20 protein-coding genes are annotated in these 15,785 nt (G+C 63.6%); 16 read left to right on the forward strand and 4 right to left on the reverse strand.

Annotated features, from left to right (window positions below; genetic code table 11):
• Positions 1-11: 11 nt before the first annotated feature.
• Complete coding sequence (locus tag OEG81_RS16210) at positions 12-563, reverse strand: adenine phosphoribosyltransferase (RefSeq protein WP_264130312.1); 552 nt, start codon at positions 561-563, stop codon at positions 12-14.
• A gap of 175 nt (positions 564-738) precedes the next feature.
• On the opposite strand from OEG81_RS16210, the gene OEG81_RS16215 reads away from it, so the two are divergent.
• The 10 genes from OEG81_RS16215 (at position 739) to OEG81_RS16260 (ending at position 8,508) form a co-directional block, all read left to right on the forward strand.
• On the forward strand, positions 739-1,728 hold the full coding sequence (locus OEG81_RS16215) for a KpsF/GutQ family sugar-phosphate isomerase (RefSeq protein ID WP_264130313.1): 990 nt from the start codon (positions 739-741) through the stop codon (positions 1,726-1,728).
• Positions 1,725-2,330, forward strand: coding sequence for a KdsC family phosphatase (locus tag OEG81_RS16220; protein ID WP_264132621.1), 606 nt, complete (start codon positions 1,725-1,727; stop codon positions 2,328-2,330). Before OEG81_RS16215 ends, OEG81_RS16220 begins: the two co-directional genes overlap by 4 nt.
• A 4-nt stretch (positions 2,331-2,334) precedes the next feature.
• Entirely contained in the window at positions 2,335-2,958 is a 624-nt protein-coding gene (gene lptC / locus OEG81_RS16225; protein WP_264130314.1) for an LPS export ABC transporter periplasmic protein LptC, read from the forward strand.
• Positions 2,955-3,551, forward strand: coding sequence for a lipopolysaccharide transport periplasmic protein LptA (gene lptA, locus OEG81_RS16230; protein WP_412034080.1), 597 nt, complete (start codon positions 2,955-2,957; stop codon positions 3,549-3,551). The genes lptC and lptA overlap by 4 nt, the downstream gene beginning before the upstream one ends.
• Before the next feature lie 54 nt (positions 3,552-3,605).
• Complete coding sequence (gene lptB / locus OEG81_RS16235) at positions 3,606-4,400, forward strand: LPS export ABC transporter ATP-binding protein (RefSeq protein ID WP_264130315.1); 795 nt, start codon at positions 3,606-3,608, stop codon at positions 4,398-4,400.
• Positions 4,401-4,650: 250 nt separating this feature from the next.
• Positions 4,651-4,980 carry a ribosome hibernation-promoting factor, HPF/YfiA family gene (gene hpf / locus OEG81_RS16240; protein WP_264130316.1) on the forward strand — a complete coding sequence of 110 codons (330 nt, stop codon included), beginning with the start codon at positions 4,651-4,653 and terminating at the stop codon, positions 4,978-4,980.
• A 156-nt stretch (positions 4,981-5,136) separates the two neighbouring features.
• A complete protein-coding gene (locus tag OEG81_RS16245) occupies positions 5,137-5,592 on the forward strand; it encodes a PTS sugar transporter subunit IIA (RefSeq protein WP_264130317.1) in 456 nt (151 codons plus the stop codon).
• A gap of 10 nt (positions 5,593-5,602) precedes the next feature.
• Positions 5,603-6,532, forward strand: a complete 930-nt coding sequence (gene hprK, locus OEG81_RS16250) for an HPr(Ser) kinase/phosphatase (RefSeq protein ID WP_264130318.1) — start codon at positions 5,603-5,605, stop codon at positions 6,530-6,532.
• A 96-nt stretch (positions 6,533-6,628) separates the two neighbouring features.
• A complete protein-coding gene (gene rapZ / locus OEG81_RS16255; protein ID WP_264130319.1) occupies positions 6,629-7,501 on the forward strand; it encodes an RNase adapter RapZ in 873 nt (290 codons plus the stop codon).
• Complete coding sequence (locus OEG81_RS16260) at positions 7,498-8,508, forward strand: septal ring lytic transglycosylase RlpA family protein (protein WP_264130320.1); 1,011 nt, start codon at positions 7,498-7,500, stop codon at positions 8,506-8,508. The genes rapZ and OEG81_RS16260 overlap by 4 nt, the downstream gene beginning before the upstream one ends.
• On the opposite strand, the gene rsmI is transcribed toward OEG81_RS16260, so the two are convergent.
• Positions 8,482-9,432 (reverse strand): 16S rRNA (cytidine(1402)-2'-O)-methyltransferase, encoded by a 951-nt coding sequence (gene rsmI / locus OEG81_RS16265; protein WP_264130321.1) that lies wholly within the window; start codon positions 9,430-9,432, stop codon positions 8,482-8,484. The genes OEG81_RS16260 and rsmI overlap by 27 nt on opposite strands.
• 37 nt (positions 9,433-9,469) lie before the next feature.
• Between rsmI and OEG81_RS16270 the strand changes: the two genes are divergently transcribed.
• The 6 genes from OEG81_RS16270 to OEG81_RS16295 all read left to right on the forward strand — a co-directional run bounded on the left by OEG81_RS16270 (position 9,470) and on the right by OEG81_RS16295 (position 13,481).
• On the forward strand, positions 9,470-9,955 hold the full coding sequence (locus tag OEG81_RS16270) for a YraN family protein (protein WP_264130322.1): 486 nt from the start codon (positions 9,470-9,472) through the stop codon (positions 9,953-9,955).
• 68 nt (positions 9,956-10,023) lie between these two features.
• On the forward strand, positions 10,024-10,617 hold the full coding sequence (locus OEG81_RS16275) for a phosphoheptose isomerase (RefSeq protein WP_264130323.1): 594 nt from the start codon (positions 10,024-10,026) through the stop codon (positions 10,615-10,617).
• A complete protein-coding gene (locus OEG81_RS16280; protein WP_264130324.1) occupies positions 10,617-11,321 on the forward strand; it encodes a BON domain-containing protein in 705 nt (234 codons plus the stop codon). Before OEG81_RS16275 ends, OEG81_RS16280 begins: the two co-directional genes overlap by 1 nt.
• Positions 11,318-11,812, forward strand: coding sequence for a peroxiredoxin family protein (locus OEG81_RS16285; RefSeq protein ID WP_264130325.1), 495 nt, complete (start codon positions 11,318-11,320; stop codon positions 11,810-11,812). The genes OEG81_RS16280 and OEG81_RS16285 overlap by 4 nt, the downstream gene beginning before the upstream one ends.
• A gap of 3 nt (positions 11,813-11,815) precedes the next feature.
• Positions 11,816-12,715, forward strand: coding sequence for an acetylglutamate kinase (gene argB, locus OEG81_RS16290; RefSeq protein WP_264130326.1), 900 nt, complete (start codon positions 11,816-11,818; stop codon positions 12,713-12,715).
• 4 nt (positions 12,716-12,719) lie between these two features.
• A complete protein-coding gene (locus OEG81_RS16295; RefSeq protein WP_264130327.1) occupies positions 12,720-13,481 on the forward strand; it encodes a pyrimidine 5'-nucleotidase in 762 nt (253 codons plus the stop codon).
• Here OEG81_RS16295 and OEG81_RS16300 read toward each other — a convergent pair.
• Together OEG81_RS16300 and OEG81_RS16305 are read right to left on the reverse strand one after the other, a co-directional pair.
• Complete coding sequence (locus tag OEG81_RS16300; RefSeq protein WP_264130328.1) at positions 13,411-14,190, reverse strand: HesA/MoeB/ThiF family protein; 780 nt, start codon at positions 14,188-14,190, stop codon at positions 13,411-13,413. The two genes, OEG81_RS16295 and OEG81_RS16300, sit on opposite strands and share 71 nt — an antisense overlap.
• Positions 14,187-15,743 (reverse strand): S41 family peptidase, encoded by a 1,557-nt coding sequence (locus tag OEG81_RS16305; protein WP_264130329.1) that lies wholly within the window; start codon positions 15,741-15,743, stop codon positions 14,187-14,189. Before OEG81_RS16305 ends, OEG81_RS16300 begins: the two co-directional genes overlap by 4 nt.
• Positions 15,744-15,785: the final 42 nt, after the last annotated feature.

The raw sequence follows: 15,785 nt of genomic DNA on the forward strand, positions 1-15,785 counted from the left end.
AGGGCGCCGCCTTAAGGGGCGCCCTCATCGAAGCTGCACACGGTATAGATATCCAGTCCCGTATCCTTCAGGGCCTGGGAGCCGCCCAAGTAGGGCAGATCGATGATGGCCGCGGCCTCGATCACGTTGGCGCCCAGGCGCTGCAGCAGCTTGGAAGCGGCCAGCATGGTTCCGCCGGTGGCGATCAGGTCGTCGATCAGCAGCACGCGCTGGCCCGGGCGCACCGAATCGGTGTGCATCTCGACCGAGGCGTTGCCGTATTCCAGCGAATATTCCTCGGCCACCGTCTGGAAGGGCAGCTTGCCCTTCTTGCGCACCGGCACGAAGCCCAGGTTCAGTTCGTAGGCCAGCACCGAACCCAGGATGAATCCACGCGCGTCGACGCCCGCAACCAGATCCAGCCGCTGCCGCATGTAGCGATAGACAAAGAGATCGATCAGGACCCGGAACGAACGCGGGTCTTGCAATACCGGGGTAATATCGCGGAACGTTATACCGGGCTTGGGCCAGTCCGGGACGCTGCGGATTACGCTACGAACATAGACGGCGGGATCAATATGCATTTAAATCGCCAAAAGACTAAGGAATTTCAGGAACAACTATACGCTGCCAGCGGTACGCGAAGTTTACAGGATTGCGGCCGTTACAACTGAATTCCCGCCACCGCTCCGCCTCGCCGCCGCCGGCCTTTGCACGGCCACGCCGGGCGAACGGCATTTGTACGTTTAAAATCGCCAAATGGAAAAACTACCTCTCCCCGAGCCGGGCGCCATGCTGGCGTCGGCCCACCGCAGCTTCGCCACCGAGATCGCCGGATTGCAGGCCCTGGACGCCCGCCTGGACGATACGTTCGAGCGGGCCGTGGCCATGGTGCTTGGCTGCCAGGGGCGCATCGTCGTTACGGGCATAGGAAAGTCCGGACACATCGCCAAGAAGATCGCCGCCACGCTGGCCTCCACCGGCACGCCCGCGTTCTTCATGCACGGCGCCGAGGCGATACATGGCGATCTGGGCATGCTGACGCGCCAGGACATCGTGCTGGCCATTTCCTATTCCGGCGCGGCGCATGAACTTTTGACGATATTGTCGGTCGTAAAGCGCATGGGTGCCCGACTGATTTCCATTACCGGCAATCCGCAGTCCGAACTGGCCCGCAGCGCCGACCTGCACCTGGACGCGCATGTTGCGCAAGAGGCCTGCCCGCTGAACCTGGCCCCCACCGCCAGCACCACCGCGGCGCTGGTACTGGGCGACGCCATTGCCGTCGCCTGTCTCGAGGCCCGCGGCTTCAGCCGCGAGGATTTCGCCCGTTCGCATCCGGGCGGCGCCCTGGGCCGGCGGCTGCTTACCCTGGTGCGCGACGTCATGCGCCAGGGTGACGCCCTGCCGGTCGTGCACACCGGCACGCCGATACCCGAAGCCTTGGTCGAAATGTCGTCCAAGGGCATGGGCATGACCATCGTCGTCGACGACCAGCGGCTGCCCGTGGGCATCTTCACCGACGGCGACCTGCGGCGGCTGATCGCGCGGCACGGCGATATCCGGCGCCTGACCGTCGCCGACGGCATGAGCCGCAACCCCAAGTCGGTCGCGCCCGGCGCGCTGGCGGTGGAAGCGGCCACCCTGATGGATGCCGGCCGGCTGAACCAGATGCTGGTTCTGGACGATGCCGGGCTATTATTAGGCGCTTTGCATATGCACGACTTGCTTGCCGCCAAGGTAATCTGACCATGAACCTACCCCATGTCTCCCACCCCGCCGAAGCGCTGATCCTGGCCAGGATCGCTCCCGCCGTGCTCGAACGGGCCCGCCAGGTACGCCTGATGGCCTTCGACGTCGACGGCGTGCTGACTGACGGCCGCCTCTGGTACGGCGAGCACGGCGAAGTGGCCAAGGGCTTCAACGCGCTGGACGGGCACGGCTTGCGCCTCATGAAGGAAAGCGGCGTTGCCGTCGCTCTGGTGACCGGCCGCGAAGGGCCCATCGTGGCGCGCCGGGCCGCGGAGCTCGGCATCGCCCTGGTGCATCAAGGGGTGCGGGACAAGGCGGCGGCCGTCGCCGCGCTGGCCCAGGAAAATGGATGCGCGCTGTCCGAAGTGGGCTATATGGGCGACGACATCATCGACCTGGCCGCCCTGCAACGCGTCGGCTTCGCGGCCAGCGTGCCCAACGCGCCCCCCTATGTATCGCAAGTGGCCCACTGGGTATCGTCGCTGCCCGGCGGATCCGGCGCCGTGCGCGAATGCTGCGACGTCATACTGGCGTCGCAAGGCAAGCTGGGCGCCTTCTTCAATCCCGCCGCCATGCGCATGAGCGGCGCCATCCAGTAAACCCATGAAAGAACGCGCACCCGCCCTGATTGCCATCCTGCTGCTGCTGACCCTGGTCATCGGCACATGGTGGGCGGCCGATTATGCCCAGCGCGCCATCCCCATCGATCCCCCCAGGCGCATCACGCACGAGCCCGACTCGTGGTCGTCCGACTTCGTCATGGTGCGCACCGATCCCGAAGGCGTCGCCATCAACCGGCTGGAGGGCGACTACATGCAGCACTACCCGGACGACGATTCCTATGAGATCACCAAGGCCCGAGCCGTTGGCCAGCAACCGGGTTCTCCGATTACCATAGGAACGTCCAATACGGCCATCATGGACCAGGGCGGCGGACGCATCGTCATGAAGGGCGACGCCCATGTGCACAGGATGCCCGATCCGGACAATTCCGCCCTCGATGTGAAAAGCCAGCAACTGACCATCCTGCCCGACGAGGACGTGGTGTTTACCGACTTGCCCGCGCTCGTGGTCCAAGGCAAATCCACCATGAACGGCAAGGGTATGCGTTACGATAACAATACGCGGCAATTGCAGGTTTTTTCCGCCACGGGCGTCAAGATATCCGGCGAAGAATCCCGGCCCAGCCGTTCCACCCCTTCCGGCACGACAGAAAAAAAACCATGAATCCACTACGCCTCCCCCGCTGCTTCGCATGGCTGACCGCCCTGGCTATCGCCGGCATGGCCGGACTTGCACATGCCCAACCGGCCGGCAAGCCCGCCGAAGAACCCGATACGCTGATCCTGTCCGACACGCTCAATTACGACGACGTCAAGAAGGAAAGCGTTTTCACCGGCAATGTCATCATGACCCGCGGGCTGATGACATTGCATTCCGACAAGCTGATCATGCGTGAAGACGCCGAAGGCTTCCAGTACGGCACCGCCACGGTGGGCCCGGGCAAGCTGGTCCACATCCGCCAGGAAAACCCCGAGAAATTCGAGGTCATCGAGGCCCAGGGGCTGCGCAGCGAGTACGACGGCAAGAAGGAAGAGCTGGAAATGATCGGCCAGGCCGTCATTACCCGCTATGTCTGCGGCAAGCCCTTCGACAACGTCAAGGGGGAAAGAGTCATCTACAAGCAGAAGACCGACACCTACGAGGCGTACGGCGGCCCCAATTCCGCAGCCAACGGCGGACGGGTGCGCTCGCTGGCCCAGCCTCGCGCCAAGGCCGATGCGGCGGCCGCCGAATGCAAGAAGAAATCGGCAAGGTGATGCCGTCCCGGCGTCCGTGAGGCAGCGCCTTTGTTTATTTGAAAGCACCCATTTATGTTTCCATCCCATAAGCCGAAACCGGGCGGGGCGCGCTCTCCCAGCGACACCCGCGGCAGCCTGCACGCCACCGGCCTGCGCAAGACCTATGGCAAGCGCACGGTGGTGCAAGATGTCTCGCTGTCGGTCGACAGCGGGGAAGTCGTCGGCCTGCTGGGCCCGAACGGCGCCGGCAAGACAACCAGTTTCTACATGATCGTGGGCATCGTCCCCACCGATGCGGGGCGCATCGAGATCGACAATACGCCCATTACCAGCATGCCCATGCACAAGCGGGCGCGTCTCGGGCTGTCCTATCTGCCGCAGGATGCCTCGGTGTTCCGGCGCCTGACGGTCGAGGAAAACATACGCGCCGTGCTGGAGCTGCAAGTGGACGAAGGCGGCGCCCCCCTGTCGTCGTCGCAGATCGGCGAAAACCTGGAATCGCTGATCGACGAACTGCAGATCGGCCATATCCGGCGCAACACGGCCATTTCCCTTTCGGGCGGCGAACGCCGGCGCGTGGAAATCGCGCGTGCCCTGGCCACGCACCCCCGCTTCATCCTGCTGGACGAGCCCTTTGCCGGCGTCGACCCCATCGCGGTGATCGAGATCCAGCGCATTGTGCATTTCCTCAAGAACCGCAACATCGGCGTGCTCATCACCGATCACAATGTGCGCGAGACCCTGGGCATATGCGATCGCGCCTACATCATCAGCGAGGGCAAGGTGCTGACCAACGGCCACCCCAGCGAAATCATCGACAACGAGGCCGTGCGCAAGGTCTACCTGGGCAAGAATTTCCGCATGTAGCCGAGGCTCCGCCCTGTTTCGCCATATGAAAACGCCCTGCCAGGGCGTTCGCGCATTCTGTTTCCATTCTTTCGGTTTGTGGGTTCCCCTGGGAAAACCCGTGTCAAACCCATTCCGTTTGATCCCGCGCACTTGATTTACTTTGCATAATCTATACACTGAAATCATTGCCAATACATTACAAGGAGAATCCCTTATTTCCCAACCGCGCTTCGGCGCAAGCTGTTTTTCTTTGCAAGGAGAGCTCAATATGAACCTGAGCATCAGTGGTCGTCACCTGGAAGTAACTCCCGCCATCAGGGAATATGTAATGAACAAAATGGCGCGGGTAGCGCGGCATTTTGACAATGTCATAGACACACAGGTCATACTCTCGATAGAACGTCTGCAACATACCGCCGAGGTCACCATGCGCCTGCGCGGCAAGGACATACACTGCGCGGCCATCGACGAGAATCTCTACGCAGCCATCGATCTGCTGGCCGACAAAATCGACCGCCAGGTCATCAAGTACAAGACCAAGGTGCAGAATCACGCCCACGAGCCTGTTAAGCGGCAAGAAGCAAGCGCCGTCGAATAACACTCGCCCCCGGTTTCGCGTCCGCGCCGGCAAGCCCTGACCGCTTGCACAGAATGCGCCGAACGAACGGGCATCCGGCCTCAATCGCCCCGTGTGATTGGGGCCTTAGTTATGCTACTTTTATAAGAACGCCGCAAAGCCCATATAATGGCCATCATGAATCTATTGTCGCGTATCTTGCCACTTTCCAACGTGGTGCTCGATCTGGCTGTCACAAGCAAAAAACGGGCATTCGAACAAGCCGGCCTGCTCTTCGAGAATCAGCACGGCATCGCCCGCACGGCCGTGTTTCATAGCCTGATTGCCCGCGAACGGCTGGGTTCCACCGCGCTGGGCCATCATGTGGCGGTACCCCATGGCCGCATCAAAGACCTGAAGGAACCTTGCGCCGCCTTTATCCGGCTGGCCGATCCGGTACGCTTCGATGCCACCGACGGCCGCATGGCCAGCCTGCTGCTCATACTCCTGGTGCCTGAAACGGCCACCCAGCTGCACCTGGACCTGCTGGCCGAAATCGCCCGGCTGATGTCCGACGCAAGCTTGCGGCAGGCGCTGGCCACCGAAAACGACCCGGCCGTCATCCATCAGCTCCTGACGAGCACGCCGGCCTGAGGCCATCGACATGCTGACCATCCAAGAACTCGTCAGTGACAATGCGGACAAGATTCCCTTTACATGGATTGCTGGCCTGGGCGCGGCCCACCGGCTGATCCCCGACCTGGGCATGTCGGGCGCCGATCTGGTCGGCCACCTGAACCTGATCCATCCATCCCGCATACAGGTCTTCGGCACCGAAGAGCTTTCCTATTACACGCGCTTCGACATCAAGCGCCGCCTGCACCATCTGGAAGATCTGGTGGCCGGCGGCGTGCCGGCCATCCTGCTGGCCGAGAACATGCCGGCGCCCGCCGATCTCAGCGACTTCTGCAACCAGCAGCAGATCCCGCTGCTGTCGACCACCATCGACGCCGCCCAGCTTATCGACCTGCTGCGCATCTATCTGGGAAAGAGGCTGGCGCCCAAGACCACGGCGCATGGCGTATTCATGGACGTATTGGGCCTGGGCGTGCTGATCACCGGCGAATCCGGCCTGGGCAAAAGCGAGCTGGCGCTGGAACTGATTTCACGCGGACACGGCCTGGTGGCCGACGACGCGGTCGAGCTTTCGCGCACGGCGCCCAACATGATCGAGGGCCAGTGCCCCTCCTTGCTGCAGAACCTGCTTGAAGTCCGTGGCCTGGGGCTGCTGGACATCCGCACCATTTTCGGCGAAACCTCGGTCCGCCGGAAAATGAAGCTCAAGCTGGTCGTGCAGCTGATCCGCTCCACACCCGATGCCTTCGAGCGCCTGCCCGTACAGGACCAGACCGAGGACATCCTTGGCATACCCATACGCCGCGTCATGCTGCAGGTCGCGGCCGGACGCAACCTGGCCGTGCTGGTCGAGGCCGCCGTGCGCAATACGATACTGACGCTGCGCGGCATAGACACCATGGGCGAGTTCATCGAACGGCAGGCCATCGCCATCATGGAGAGCAGCCGCCAGGAGTAAACGGCGGGCGGCAGGGCACGCCAGGACACGCGGCCATTCTTTAGTATCCAGCCGGACGCCATTCTGTGCCCGGCTGCCAAGCGGAACCCCTTCGTCATGCTCAAGATTGTTCTTATCACGGGAATTTCAGGATCGGGGAAATCAGTCGCCCTGCGCCTGCTCGAAGATGCGGGCTACACCTGCGTCGACAATCTTCCCGTGCGCTTCCTGCATGAATTCATCGCCAACACGCGCGAAAGCGAGCTGGAGCGTGTCGCGGTCGCCATCGATGTGCGCTCTCCCGGCGAACTGGCCGAGCTTCCCGACGTCATTACCAGCCTGCGCGCCATGGGCACGGCATTCCGGGTCATTTTCCTGGATGCCAACGACCACACCCTGCAGCAGCGCTATTCCGAATCGCGGCGGCGCCATCCCCTTACCGATCGCCTGCAAAAAGGCGGCAAGTCGCCCTCGCTGCAAGAATGCATAGACACCGAGCGCGAGATGCTGGCGCCCCTGCGCGAGCAGGAGCACGTCATCGACACGTCCGACCTGACGCCGGGCCAGCTCCGCGCCTGGGTCCGCGACCTGGTGCAGGCCGACCGCGCGCCCGTCGTCCTGACCTTTGAATCCTTCGCCTACAAGCGCGGCGTGCCCGGCGACGCCGACCTGGTCTTCGACGTGCGCTGCCTGCCCAATCCGCATTACGACCGCGCCCTGCGCCCCCTGACCGGGCGCGATGAGCCCGTCGCCAAATGGCTGGCCCAGTTCGGCAGCGTCGAAACCATGATAGAAGACATCGCCGGCTTCATCCGCCGCTGGCTGCCGCTGTACATGCAGGACACCCGCAACTACCTGACCGTGGCCATAGGGTGCACAGGAGGCAAGCACCGTTCGGTCTATGTCACCGAACAGCTGGCCCTGCGCTTTGCCGACCATTCCCCCCTGCTGATCCGGCACCGCAACCAGCCTCCCCCCGACATCCCATGACTTCGCCGCGCCATCTCCTTGCCGCCCTTCTGTGCCTGGGCCTGATCGTTCTGGCCGGCTGCTCCAGCACGGGCGGCGGCCGGGGCGGCGGCTACTACAAGGACGACGGCCCGGGGTCGGACATACCCGCCGACATCGAGGCCATCCCGGATGCCGTACCGCGCATCGAGAAGCACGCGGCGGCCAATTTCAGGCCCTATGTCGTTTTCGGCAAGCGCTATGTTCCCGTCAGCGACGAGCGGCCTTTCCGGCAGGAAGGCACCGCATCCTGGTACGGACGGAAATTTCATGGCAAAAAGACCGCCAACGGCGAAACCTACGATATGTACGCCATGTCGGCCGCCCATCCCACCTTGCCCATTCCCAGCTATGCGCGGGTGACGCGGGCCGGCACGGGTAAATCGGTCATCGTGCGCATCAATGACCGGGGCCCCTTCCATAGCTCCCGCATCATCGATCTTTCCTATGTGGCGGCCGCCAAGCTGGGACTGATAGGGCCGGGCAGCGGCCAGGTCGTGGTCGAGGCCATCACCAACCAGGACATACGCAACAATACCGTCGCCCCGCCCAAGACGATGCCCATTCCGCCCGCCGCCCCGCCGCCCCCGGTACAGGAACAACCCCTGCTGATCGCCCGCAACGGACCCGCCACGCCCGATGCGCTCGACGCCCTGCAACACGACGATGGCGGCTTGAGCGGCAATGAGCCGCTGCCGGTCGCCGACGGGCAGTCCCCGGGCGATCCGCTCGGGCAGGCGGTCGCCACCGTGGCCAGCGGCCTTTACCTGCAGTTCGGCGCATTCTCGGCCATGCATACCGCCCAGGACCTGGCGCAAAAACTCAATGACCAGATCGGCACGATGGAAAGCCGCTCCGCGCAGGTCCAGGCCGGGGACAAGCTGTACAGGGTGCAGATAGGCCCCTACTCCTCGCGCACGGAGGCCGTCAATGCGGCGCTGCGCATACAGCAGCAGACGGGGCTACAGCCCGTCCTGGCCCAAAGATGACTTCTGGCGCGCCAGCGCATGCGCATACAGCGCATCGCGCGGCTGGCCGGTTACTTTGGCCGTAATGCGCGCGGCATCCCGCAACGACACGCTTTCGAGCAAGGCATCCAGAAGAGCCAGGGCCGCCGGGTCGATGGCATCGTCCGCCTCGTCACGTTCCGATTCATGCACGATCAGCACGAATTCGCCCTGCCCATGGTGCGAGTCCGACTCCAGCCATGCCGCGGCGTCGCCCGCCGCCAGGGTATGCACCTGCTCGAAGCGCTTGGTCAGCTCGCGGGCCAGCGTCAAGCCGCGTTCAGGCCCGCAGACCAGCACAATATCCTTGATGGCGGCCGCCAGGCGATGCGGGGACTCGAACATCACGACCGGAGCCGGCACGGCGCACCAGCGCCGCAGCCACTTCTGCCGGGCCGCGGCCTTGGCCGGCATGAAGCCCGCAAAGACAAAGGCCGGATTTTCGTCGCTGGTGACGCCGCTGGCCATCAATGCGGTGATGACCGCGCTGGCTCCCGGAATGGCCACGACCCGGTGACCGGCCTCGCGCACCGCGCGCACGATGCGCGCCCCCGGGTCGCTGACCGCCGGCGCGCCGGCGTCGGACACCAGGGCCACCCGTCCGCCGCGCTCCAGCCGCTCGACGATGGATTGCGCCGCGCTGGCCTCGTTATGGCGATGCGCAGCCATGAGGGGCGTGGCAATGCCCCAGGCCTCCAGCAGGCTGCGGCTGGCCCGGGTGTCTTCGGCGGCGATCACATCGCAGCGAGCCAGGGTTTCGCAGGCCCGCAGGCTCAGGTCGCCCAGGTTGCCGATGGGTGTCGCCACCACGTACAGGGTCGAGGCGGGCCAATTCTGGGCTTCCATGCGTCCGGTGAGACGTTTCCATGCCGCCTGTGAGGCTGAAAAATCGGTCGTATCGCTCATACTGCTGGCTAAAGCCTTATAAAAAAGGGGGTAAAGCATGACGCAGGACGCACTTGCCTACGCTTTGGCCCGGCTCGCCCAGCAAAAGGCGCTTCGGGCCAGGCGCCGCAGGACGAAAGCCGCCAGGCCGTGCGCGCAGCCATGGTCCGGGCTTGCCGCGTTCTCGCCCACGCAGAAAGCGGGACGCGCCTCCGAGGACCGGGCCAGCCGCTACCTGGAAGACCGCGGCCTGACCATACTGGGGCGGAACCTGCGCAGCAAGGCCGGCGAAATCGATCTGGTGGCACTGGACAACGGCGTACTGGCGTTCATCGAGGTGCGCCATCGCAACTCGCGCCGATATGGCGGCGCCGCCGCCAGTGTAAACCGCGGCAAGCAGGCGCGCCTGATCCGGGCCGCCCAGTATTTCCTGCCGCGCCTGGCCCAGCGCCATTTCCGCGGCGCGATTCCCGCCTGTCGCTTCGATGTGGTCAGCGACGAGCCTGAAGGCCTGATCTGGATAAAGGACGCCTTCCAATCCTAGCGGCCGCACTCATCGCCAAGTTACGTCCCATGACATGATTTTCATTCGAACATGAGATAATGCCGGGTATGGACATGACATCCCACATGACATCGCATTTCAACGATGCGATCGACGCGTTCAAGGCCAGTTCACGCGAACTGGCCGAACCTTTGTCGGCCGCGGTAGACCTGCTGTTCGGCACCCTGGCCAATGACGGCAAGATACTGGCCTGCGGCAATGGCGGCTCGGCGGCGGACGCCCAGCATTTCATTGCCGAGCTCGTCGGGCGCTTCGAGCGCGATCGCCTTCCGCTGGCCGGCGTCGCCCTGAACACCGACACCTCCATACTGACCGCCGTCGGCAACGACTACGGCTTCGATTCCATCTTCGAGCGCCAGGTCAATGCGCTGGGCCGCCCCGGCGATGTCCTGGTGGCCATCTCCACCAGCGGGAACTCGCCCAACATAATCCGGTCCATAGAGGCGGCGCACGATCGCGAAATGTCCATCGTCGCACTGACCGGCAAGGGCGGCGGGAAGATCGCCGGGCTTTTGCACGAAACCGATATCCACCTATGCGTTCCGCATGACCGAACCATGCGGATCCAGGAAGTCCACATCATGCTGCTGCACGCCTTGTGCGACGGCATCGACGCACTGCTACTGGGAGACACTCTGTAATGCCAACACGCAAAAACGCCCAACGATTCCTGCTGGCCAGCATCGCTTTCTCCAGCTTGGCCGCGCTTTCCGGCTGCGGCCTTTTGGTTGTCGGCGGCACGGCGGCCACGACCGCGGTGGTCGCCACCGATCGCCGCACGGCGGGCGAACAGGTCGAAGACCAGGCCATCGAGATGAAGGTGGGGGCCGAAATGCGCAGGCTTTTCGAGGACAAGGCGCGCGTCAACACCACATCGTACGGCGGCTGGGTGCTGCTGACCGGCGACGTTCCCACCGCGCAGGACAAGCAGAAAGCCGAAGAGGCCGCCCGCCAGGTGGAAAAGGTCGTCAAGGTCATCAATGAACTGCGCGTGGGCGACATCACCCCCGTCAGCGTGCGCACCAACGACACCTGGCTCAGCTCCAAGGTCAAGACCGCGCTCATCAATACCAAGGAAGTCCCCAGCCGCACCATCGTCATTACCACCGAACGCGGCATTGTCTACCTTATGGGCCGCGTCACCGACGCAGAAGGCCAGCGCGCCGCCAAAGCGACGGCCAGCCTGAGCGGCATCAATAAGGTAGTAAAATTGTTCCAGATCGTCTCGCCGGAAAGCATCGCCCAGCCGTCCACGCCCGCTCCGGTCGAAGACGCCTCGCCCACCGACGCAACTTCATCGCCTGGCGCGCCCTCCAACGACGTCCAGGCCATGCCAGTGAAATGAAAAAAGTACTTATCGGCATCGTTGTCGTGCTGGCCCTTGCCGGGGCCGGCATCTGGCAATTCTCGGGCTCGGCCAAAACAGCGCCCGACGTCACCTTCACCTCGCTGACCGGCCAGAAGATCGCCATGCACGATCTGCGCGGCAAGGTTGTGCTGGTCAAGTTCTGGGCCACCAGCTGCGTCACCTGCATTGCGCAAATGCCGGACACCATCCAGAACTACAACGATCTTTCGCCCAAGGGCTTCGAGACCATAGCCGTGGCCATGCAGTACGATCCGGCCAACTACGTCAAGAATTACGCCGACACGCGCAAGCTGCCGTTTACGGTGGCCATCGATGCGCAGGGCGAAATCGCCAAGGCCTTCGGCGACGTGCAGCTTACGCCCACCGCCTTCCTCATCGACAAGGAGGGCCACATCGTCAAGCGCTATCTGGGCAACTACGACAAGGCCTCCTTCCTAAGCACAGTCAACAAGGCACTGGCCAGCTAAACCATGACCACTACCCAAGACGCATCCACCCATTCCGCCACCGTCAAAGCCGATGTCCTTTCCGAAGCGCTGCCTTATATACGGCGCTTCCATGGCAAGACGGTAGTCATCAAGTACGGCGGCAACGCCATGACCGAGGAAGCGCTGCAGCGCAGCTTCGCCCACGACGTGGTGCTGCTCAAGCTGGTCGGCCTGAACCCCGTGGTCGTGCACGGCGGCGGCCCGCAGATCAATGCCGCGCTCAAACGCATCGGCAAGGAAGGCGCTTTCGTCCAGGGCATGCGCGTGACCGACGCCGAGACCATGGAAGTGGTCGAATGGGTGCTGGGCGGCCAGGTCCAGCAGGACATCGTCATGATGATCAACGAGGCCGGCGGCAAGGCGGTCGGCCTGACCGGCAAGGACGGTTGCCTCATCCAGGCCAAGAAAAAAATGATGGCCGACAAGGAAAAGCCCGGGCAGTGGCTGGACATCGGCTATGTGGGCGACATTACCCGCATCGAACCGGCGGTGGTCAAGGCCCTGCAGGACGACCAGTTCATCCCCGTCATTTCGTCCATCGGCTACGGCGAGGACGGCACCGCCTACAACATCAATGCCGACGTCGTCGCCGGCAAGATGGCCGAAGTGCTGGGCGCCGAAAAACTGGTCATGATGACCAACACGCCGGGCGTGCTGGACAAGAACGGCGAGCTCCTGCGCAGCCTGTCGGCGCGGACCATCGATGAACTCTTCGAAGACGGCACGATTTCGGGCGGCATGCTGCCCAAGATATCCTCGGCGCTCGACGCCGCGCGCAACGGCGTCACGTCTGTGCATGTGGTCGACGGCCGCGTCCCCCATTGCCTGCTTCTGGAAATCCTGACCGATCGCGGCGTCGGCACCATGATCAGCTCGCACTAGGGTCATGCGACCCTTGCGTAGCGCCGTTGCCCAGCACCGCGCGCGCCATCCCTTCGGCCGGCCCCATGGTGCCGAGCAGGTATGGCTGTTCGACCTGGACAACACGCTGCATGACTGTTCCAAAGGCATCTTCCAGGCCATAGACGGCGCCATGGCCAGCGCGGTCGCCACGACGCTGGCGCTGGATGCCGCCACGGCCGACGCACTGCGCACCCAATACTGGAAGCGCTACGGCGCGACCGTGATCGGCATGGTGCGCCATCACGGCGTCGACGCCAACGCCTTCCTCAAGCTTAGCCACGACTTCCAGGTGGCGCCCCTGGTCCACTGCGAAACGGGCCTGGCGCACAAGCTGAAGCTGCTCAAGGGGCGCAAGATCCTGCTGACCAACGCGCCGCTGAACTATGCCCGCGAAGTTCTCAAGACCCTGGGCATACTGCACCATTTCGAATGCGTCTGGGCCATCGATCACATGAGGCTGCAAGGCACCTTGCGGCCCAAGCCTTCGGTTGCGCTGATGCGGCAGATCGTTGCCCGCCTGGGCGTGTCGCCCGGCCGCATCGTCCTGGTCGAAGACACGCTGCGCAATCTGAAGGGCGCGCGTCAGGCAGGCATGCGCACCGTCCATGTATTCCATCCGGACACGCCATTTTCATCCCGGCACAGCGGGCGCAGTCTGTACGTGGACGTGAAGGTCAGGTCGATAGGCCGTCTTCTTGCGGGAAGCCACGGCCTGCGCAGACCAGGCAAGCCGGGTCGCGCTTGAATCGTATGGTTTGCCATTGCATGGATAGCGCATCCAGGCAAAGCATGCGTCCCACCATGGATTCGCCCATGCCCGCCAGCAGCTTGATCGCCTCGGCGGCCTGCATGCTGCCCACCATGCCGACCAAAGGGCCCAGCACCCCCGTGGTCGCGCAGCGCAATTCCTCGACATCGTCGGCCTCGGGAAACAGGCAGTGGTAGCACGGCGCATCGCCCCGGCGCAGGTCGAAGACGCTGACCTGTCCGGCAAACCGGATCGCGGCGCCCGACACCAGGGGCTTGCCATGCAGCACGCACGCGCGGTTGACGGCATGCCGGGTCTGGAAATTGTCGCAGCAGTCCAGCACCAGATCGGCCTGGCGGACCTGCTGGTCCAGCGCCTGGCCGGTCAGCCGGGCAACCAGGGCATCGACGCGGATATCGGGATTCAATTGCAGCAGCGCCTGCTTGCCTGATTCGGCCTTCGCCTGGCCAATGCGATCGTTCGTATGGAGTATTTGACGCTGCAGATTGCTCAGCTCGACCTCGTCGTCGTCGGCCAGCACGAGATGGCCCACACCCGCCGATGCCAGGTAATAGGCGGCGGGCGAACCCAGGCCGCCGGCGCCCACGATCAGCACCCGGGCGGCCAGCAAGCGCTCCTGCCCTTCTATGCCGAATTCGTCCAGCAGAATATGCCGGGCATACCGGAGCAGCTGCTGATCATTCATTGCGAGAGCGGCACCACCCCGCTGGGCGTGATCCGATACCGCTCCGTTTTGGGCTCAGCGGGAATCACTGGAGTTTTTTTTTCCGTTGCGGGCGATTTGCCGGCTCCGGATTTGCCCTTGTCCGCCTCGGCCGGCTTGCCTGGCTTGGCTTGCGCCGCGGGCTTGTCAGCCTTGGCCACGGCCAGGCCGGGATCGTTCTTCTTGACGCTGCGCCCCTCGAGGAAATTGATGGCCTGCTGCAGCTGGTAGTCGTCGGCGCCGCCGAACTCGAACATCTTGGGCTCGGTCTTGTCGTCGTCGGCTTCGGGCTTGCTGGTTTCCTCTTCGGCCACATTGCCGTTGAGCAAATGCCTTTGCAGGTCGACTTCGCGCGGGAGGCGGAAGAGGTTGCCCTGGGCGGTATCGTCGACGGTGATGTCGGGGTCGACGCCGGTTACCTGGATGGACCGGCCCGCCGGCGTGAAGTAGCGCGCCGTCGTCAGCTTGATGCCGGTGTCTTCGCTAAGCGGCAGGACGCTTTGCACCGAGCCCTTGCCGAAGGTGCGATTGCCGATGATCTTGGCGCGCTTGTGATCCTGCAGCGCGCCGGCCACGATCTCGGATGCCGATGCCGAGCCCACATTGACCAGCACCACCATGGGCACCGACTTGGCCCAGTCGGACACGCTGGGACCGGCCGGCGTGCCGCCGCCGTCCAGGTAATTGCGCATGTACTCGACCGGCTTGGCGTAGTACTCGCGGTTGGACGAAGGAATGCGCCCCTTGGTCGATACGACCAGCACGTCGGGCTTGAGGAATGCGGACGACACGCCGATGGCGCTGTCCAGGAGGCCGCCCGGGTCGTTGCGCAGGTCGAGCACCAGCGCCTTGGGCGCCGACTTGGCGCTGAGCGCGGTCAATTGCTTGGCCAGGTCTTCGACCGTGCGTTCCTGGAACTGGGCAATGCGCACATAGGCGATGTTGTTGTCCAGCATTTTGCTGCGCACGCTGCGCACCTTGATCAGGTCGCGCACGATATGGATGACCAGGGGCTTTTCCTTGTCTTGCCGTTTTATGGTCAGCACGATGGGCGTCTTGGGCTCGCCGCGCATCAGCTTGATGGCTTCGCTTAATGTCATGCCCTTGGTGGGCTTGCCGTCGATATGCGTAATGATGTCGCCCGCCAGGATGCCGGCCCGCGCCGCCGGCGTGTCCTCGATGGGCGAGATGACCTTGGGCATGCCGTCTTCGCTGCCGATCTCGATGCCCAGGCCTCCGAAGCCGCCCTGGGTGATGGCTTCCATTTCCTTGAACGCCTCGGCGTCGAGGTAGGTGGAGTGCGGATCCAGGTCGCTGAACATGCCCTTGATGGCATCGCCGATAAGCTTGTTATCGGTAACGGGCTCTACGTAGCTGCTTTTGATGGCGGCAAATACATTGGCGAACTGCTGCAGCTCTTTAAGAGGCAGGGGATCGCCCCGCTGGGCGGCCGCCGTTATGCCCAGGCTGATCAATACACCGCCGAGCGCTCCCGCGACCACCAAACCAAAACTGCCAAACCTGCGAGTGCTCATGCACGTTCCCGAAGTAATTTCAAAAAAAGACGCGCCCACCGG

The sequence above is a fragment of the Pollutimonas sp. M17 genome (genome assembly GCF_025836975.1).
Lineage (GTDB): Bacteria > Pseudomonadota > Gammaproteobacteria > Burkholderiales > Burkholderiaceae_B.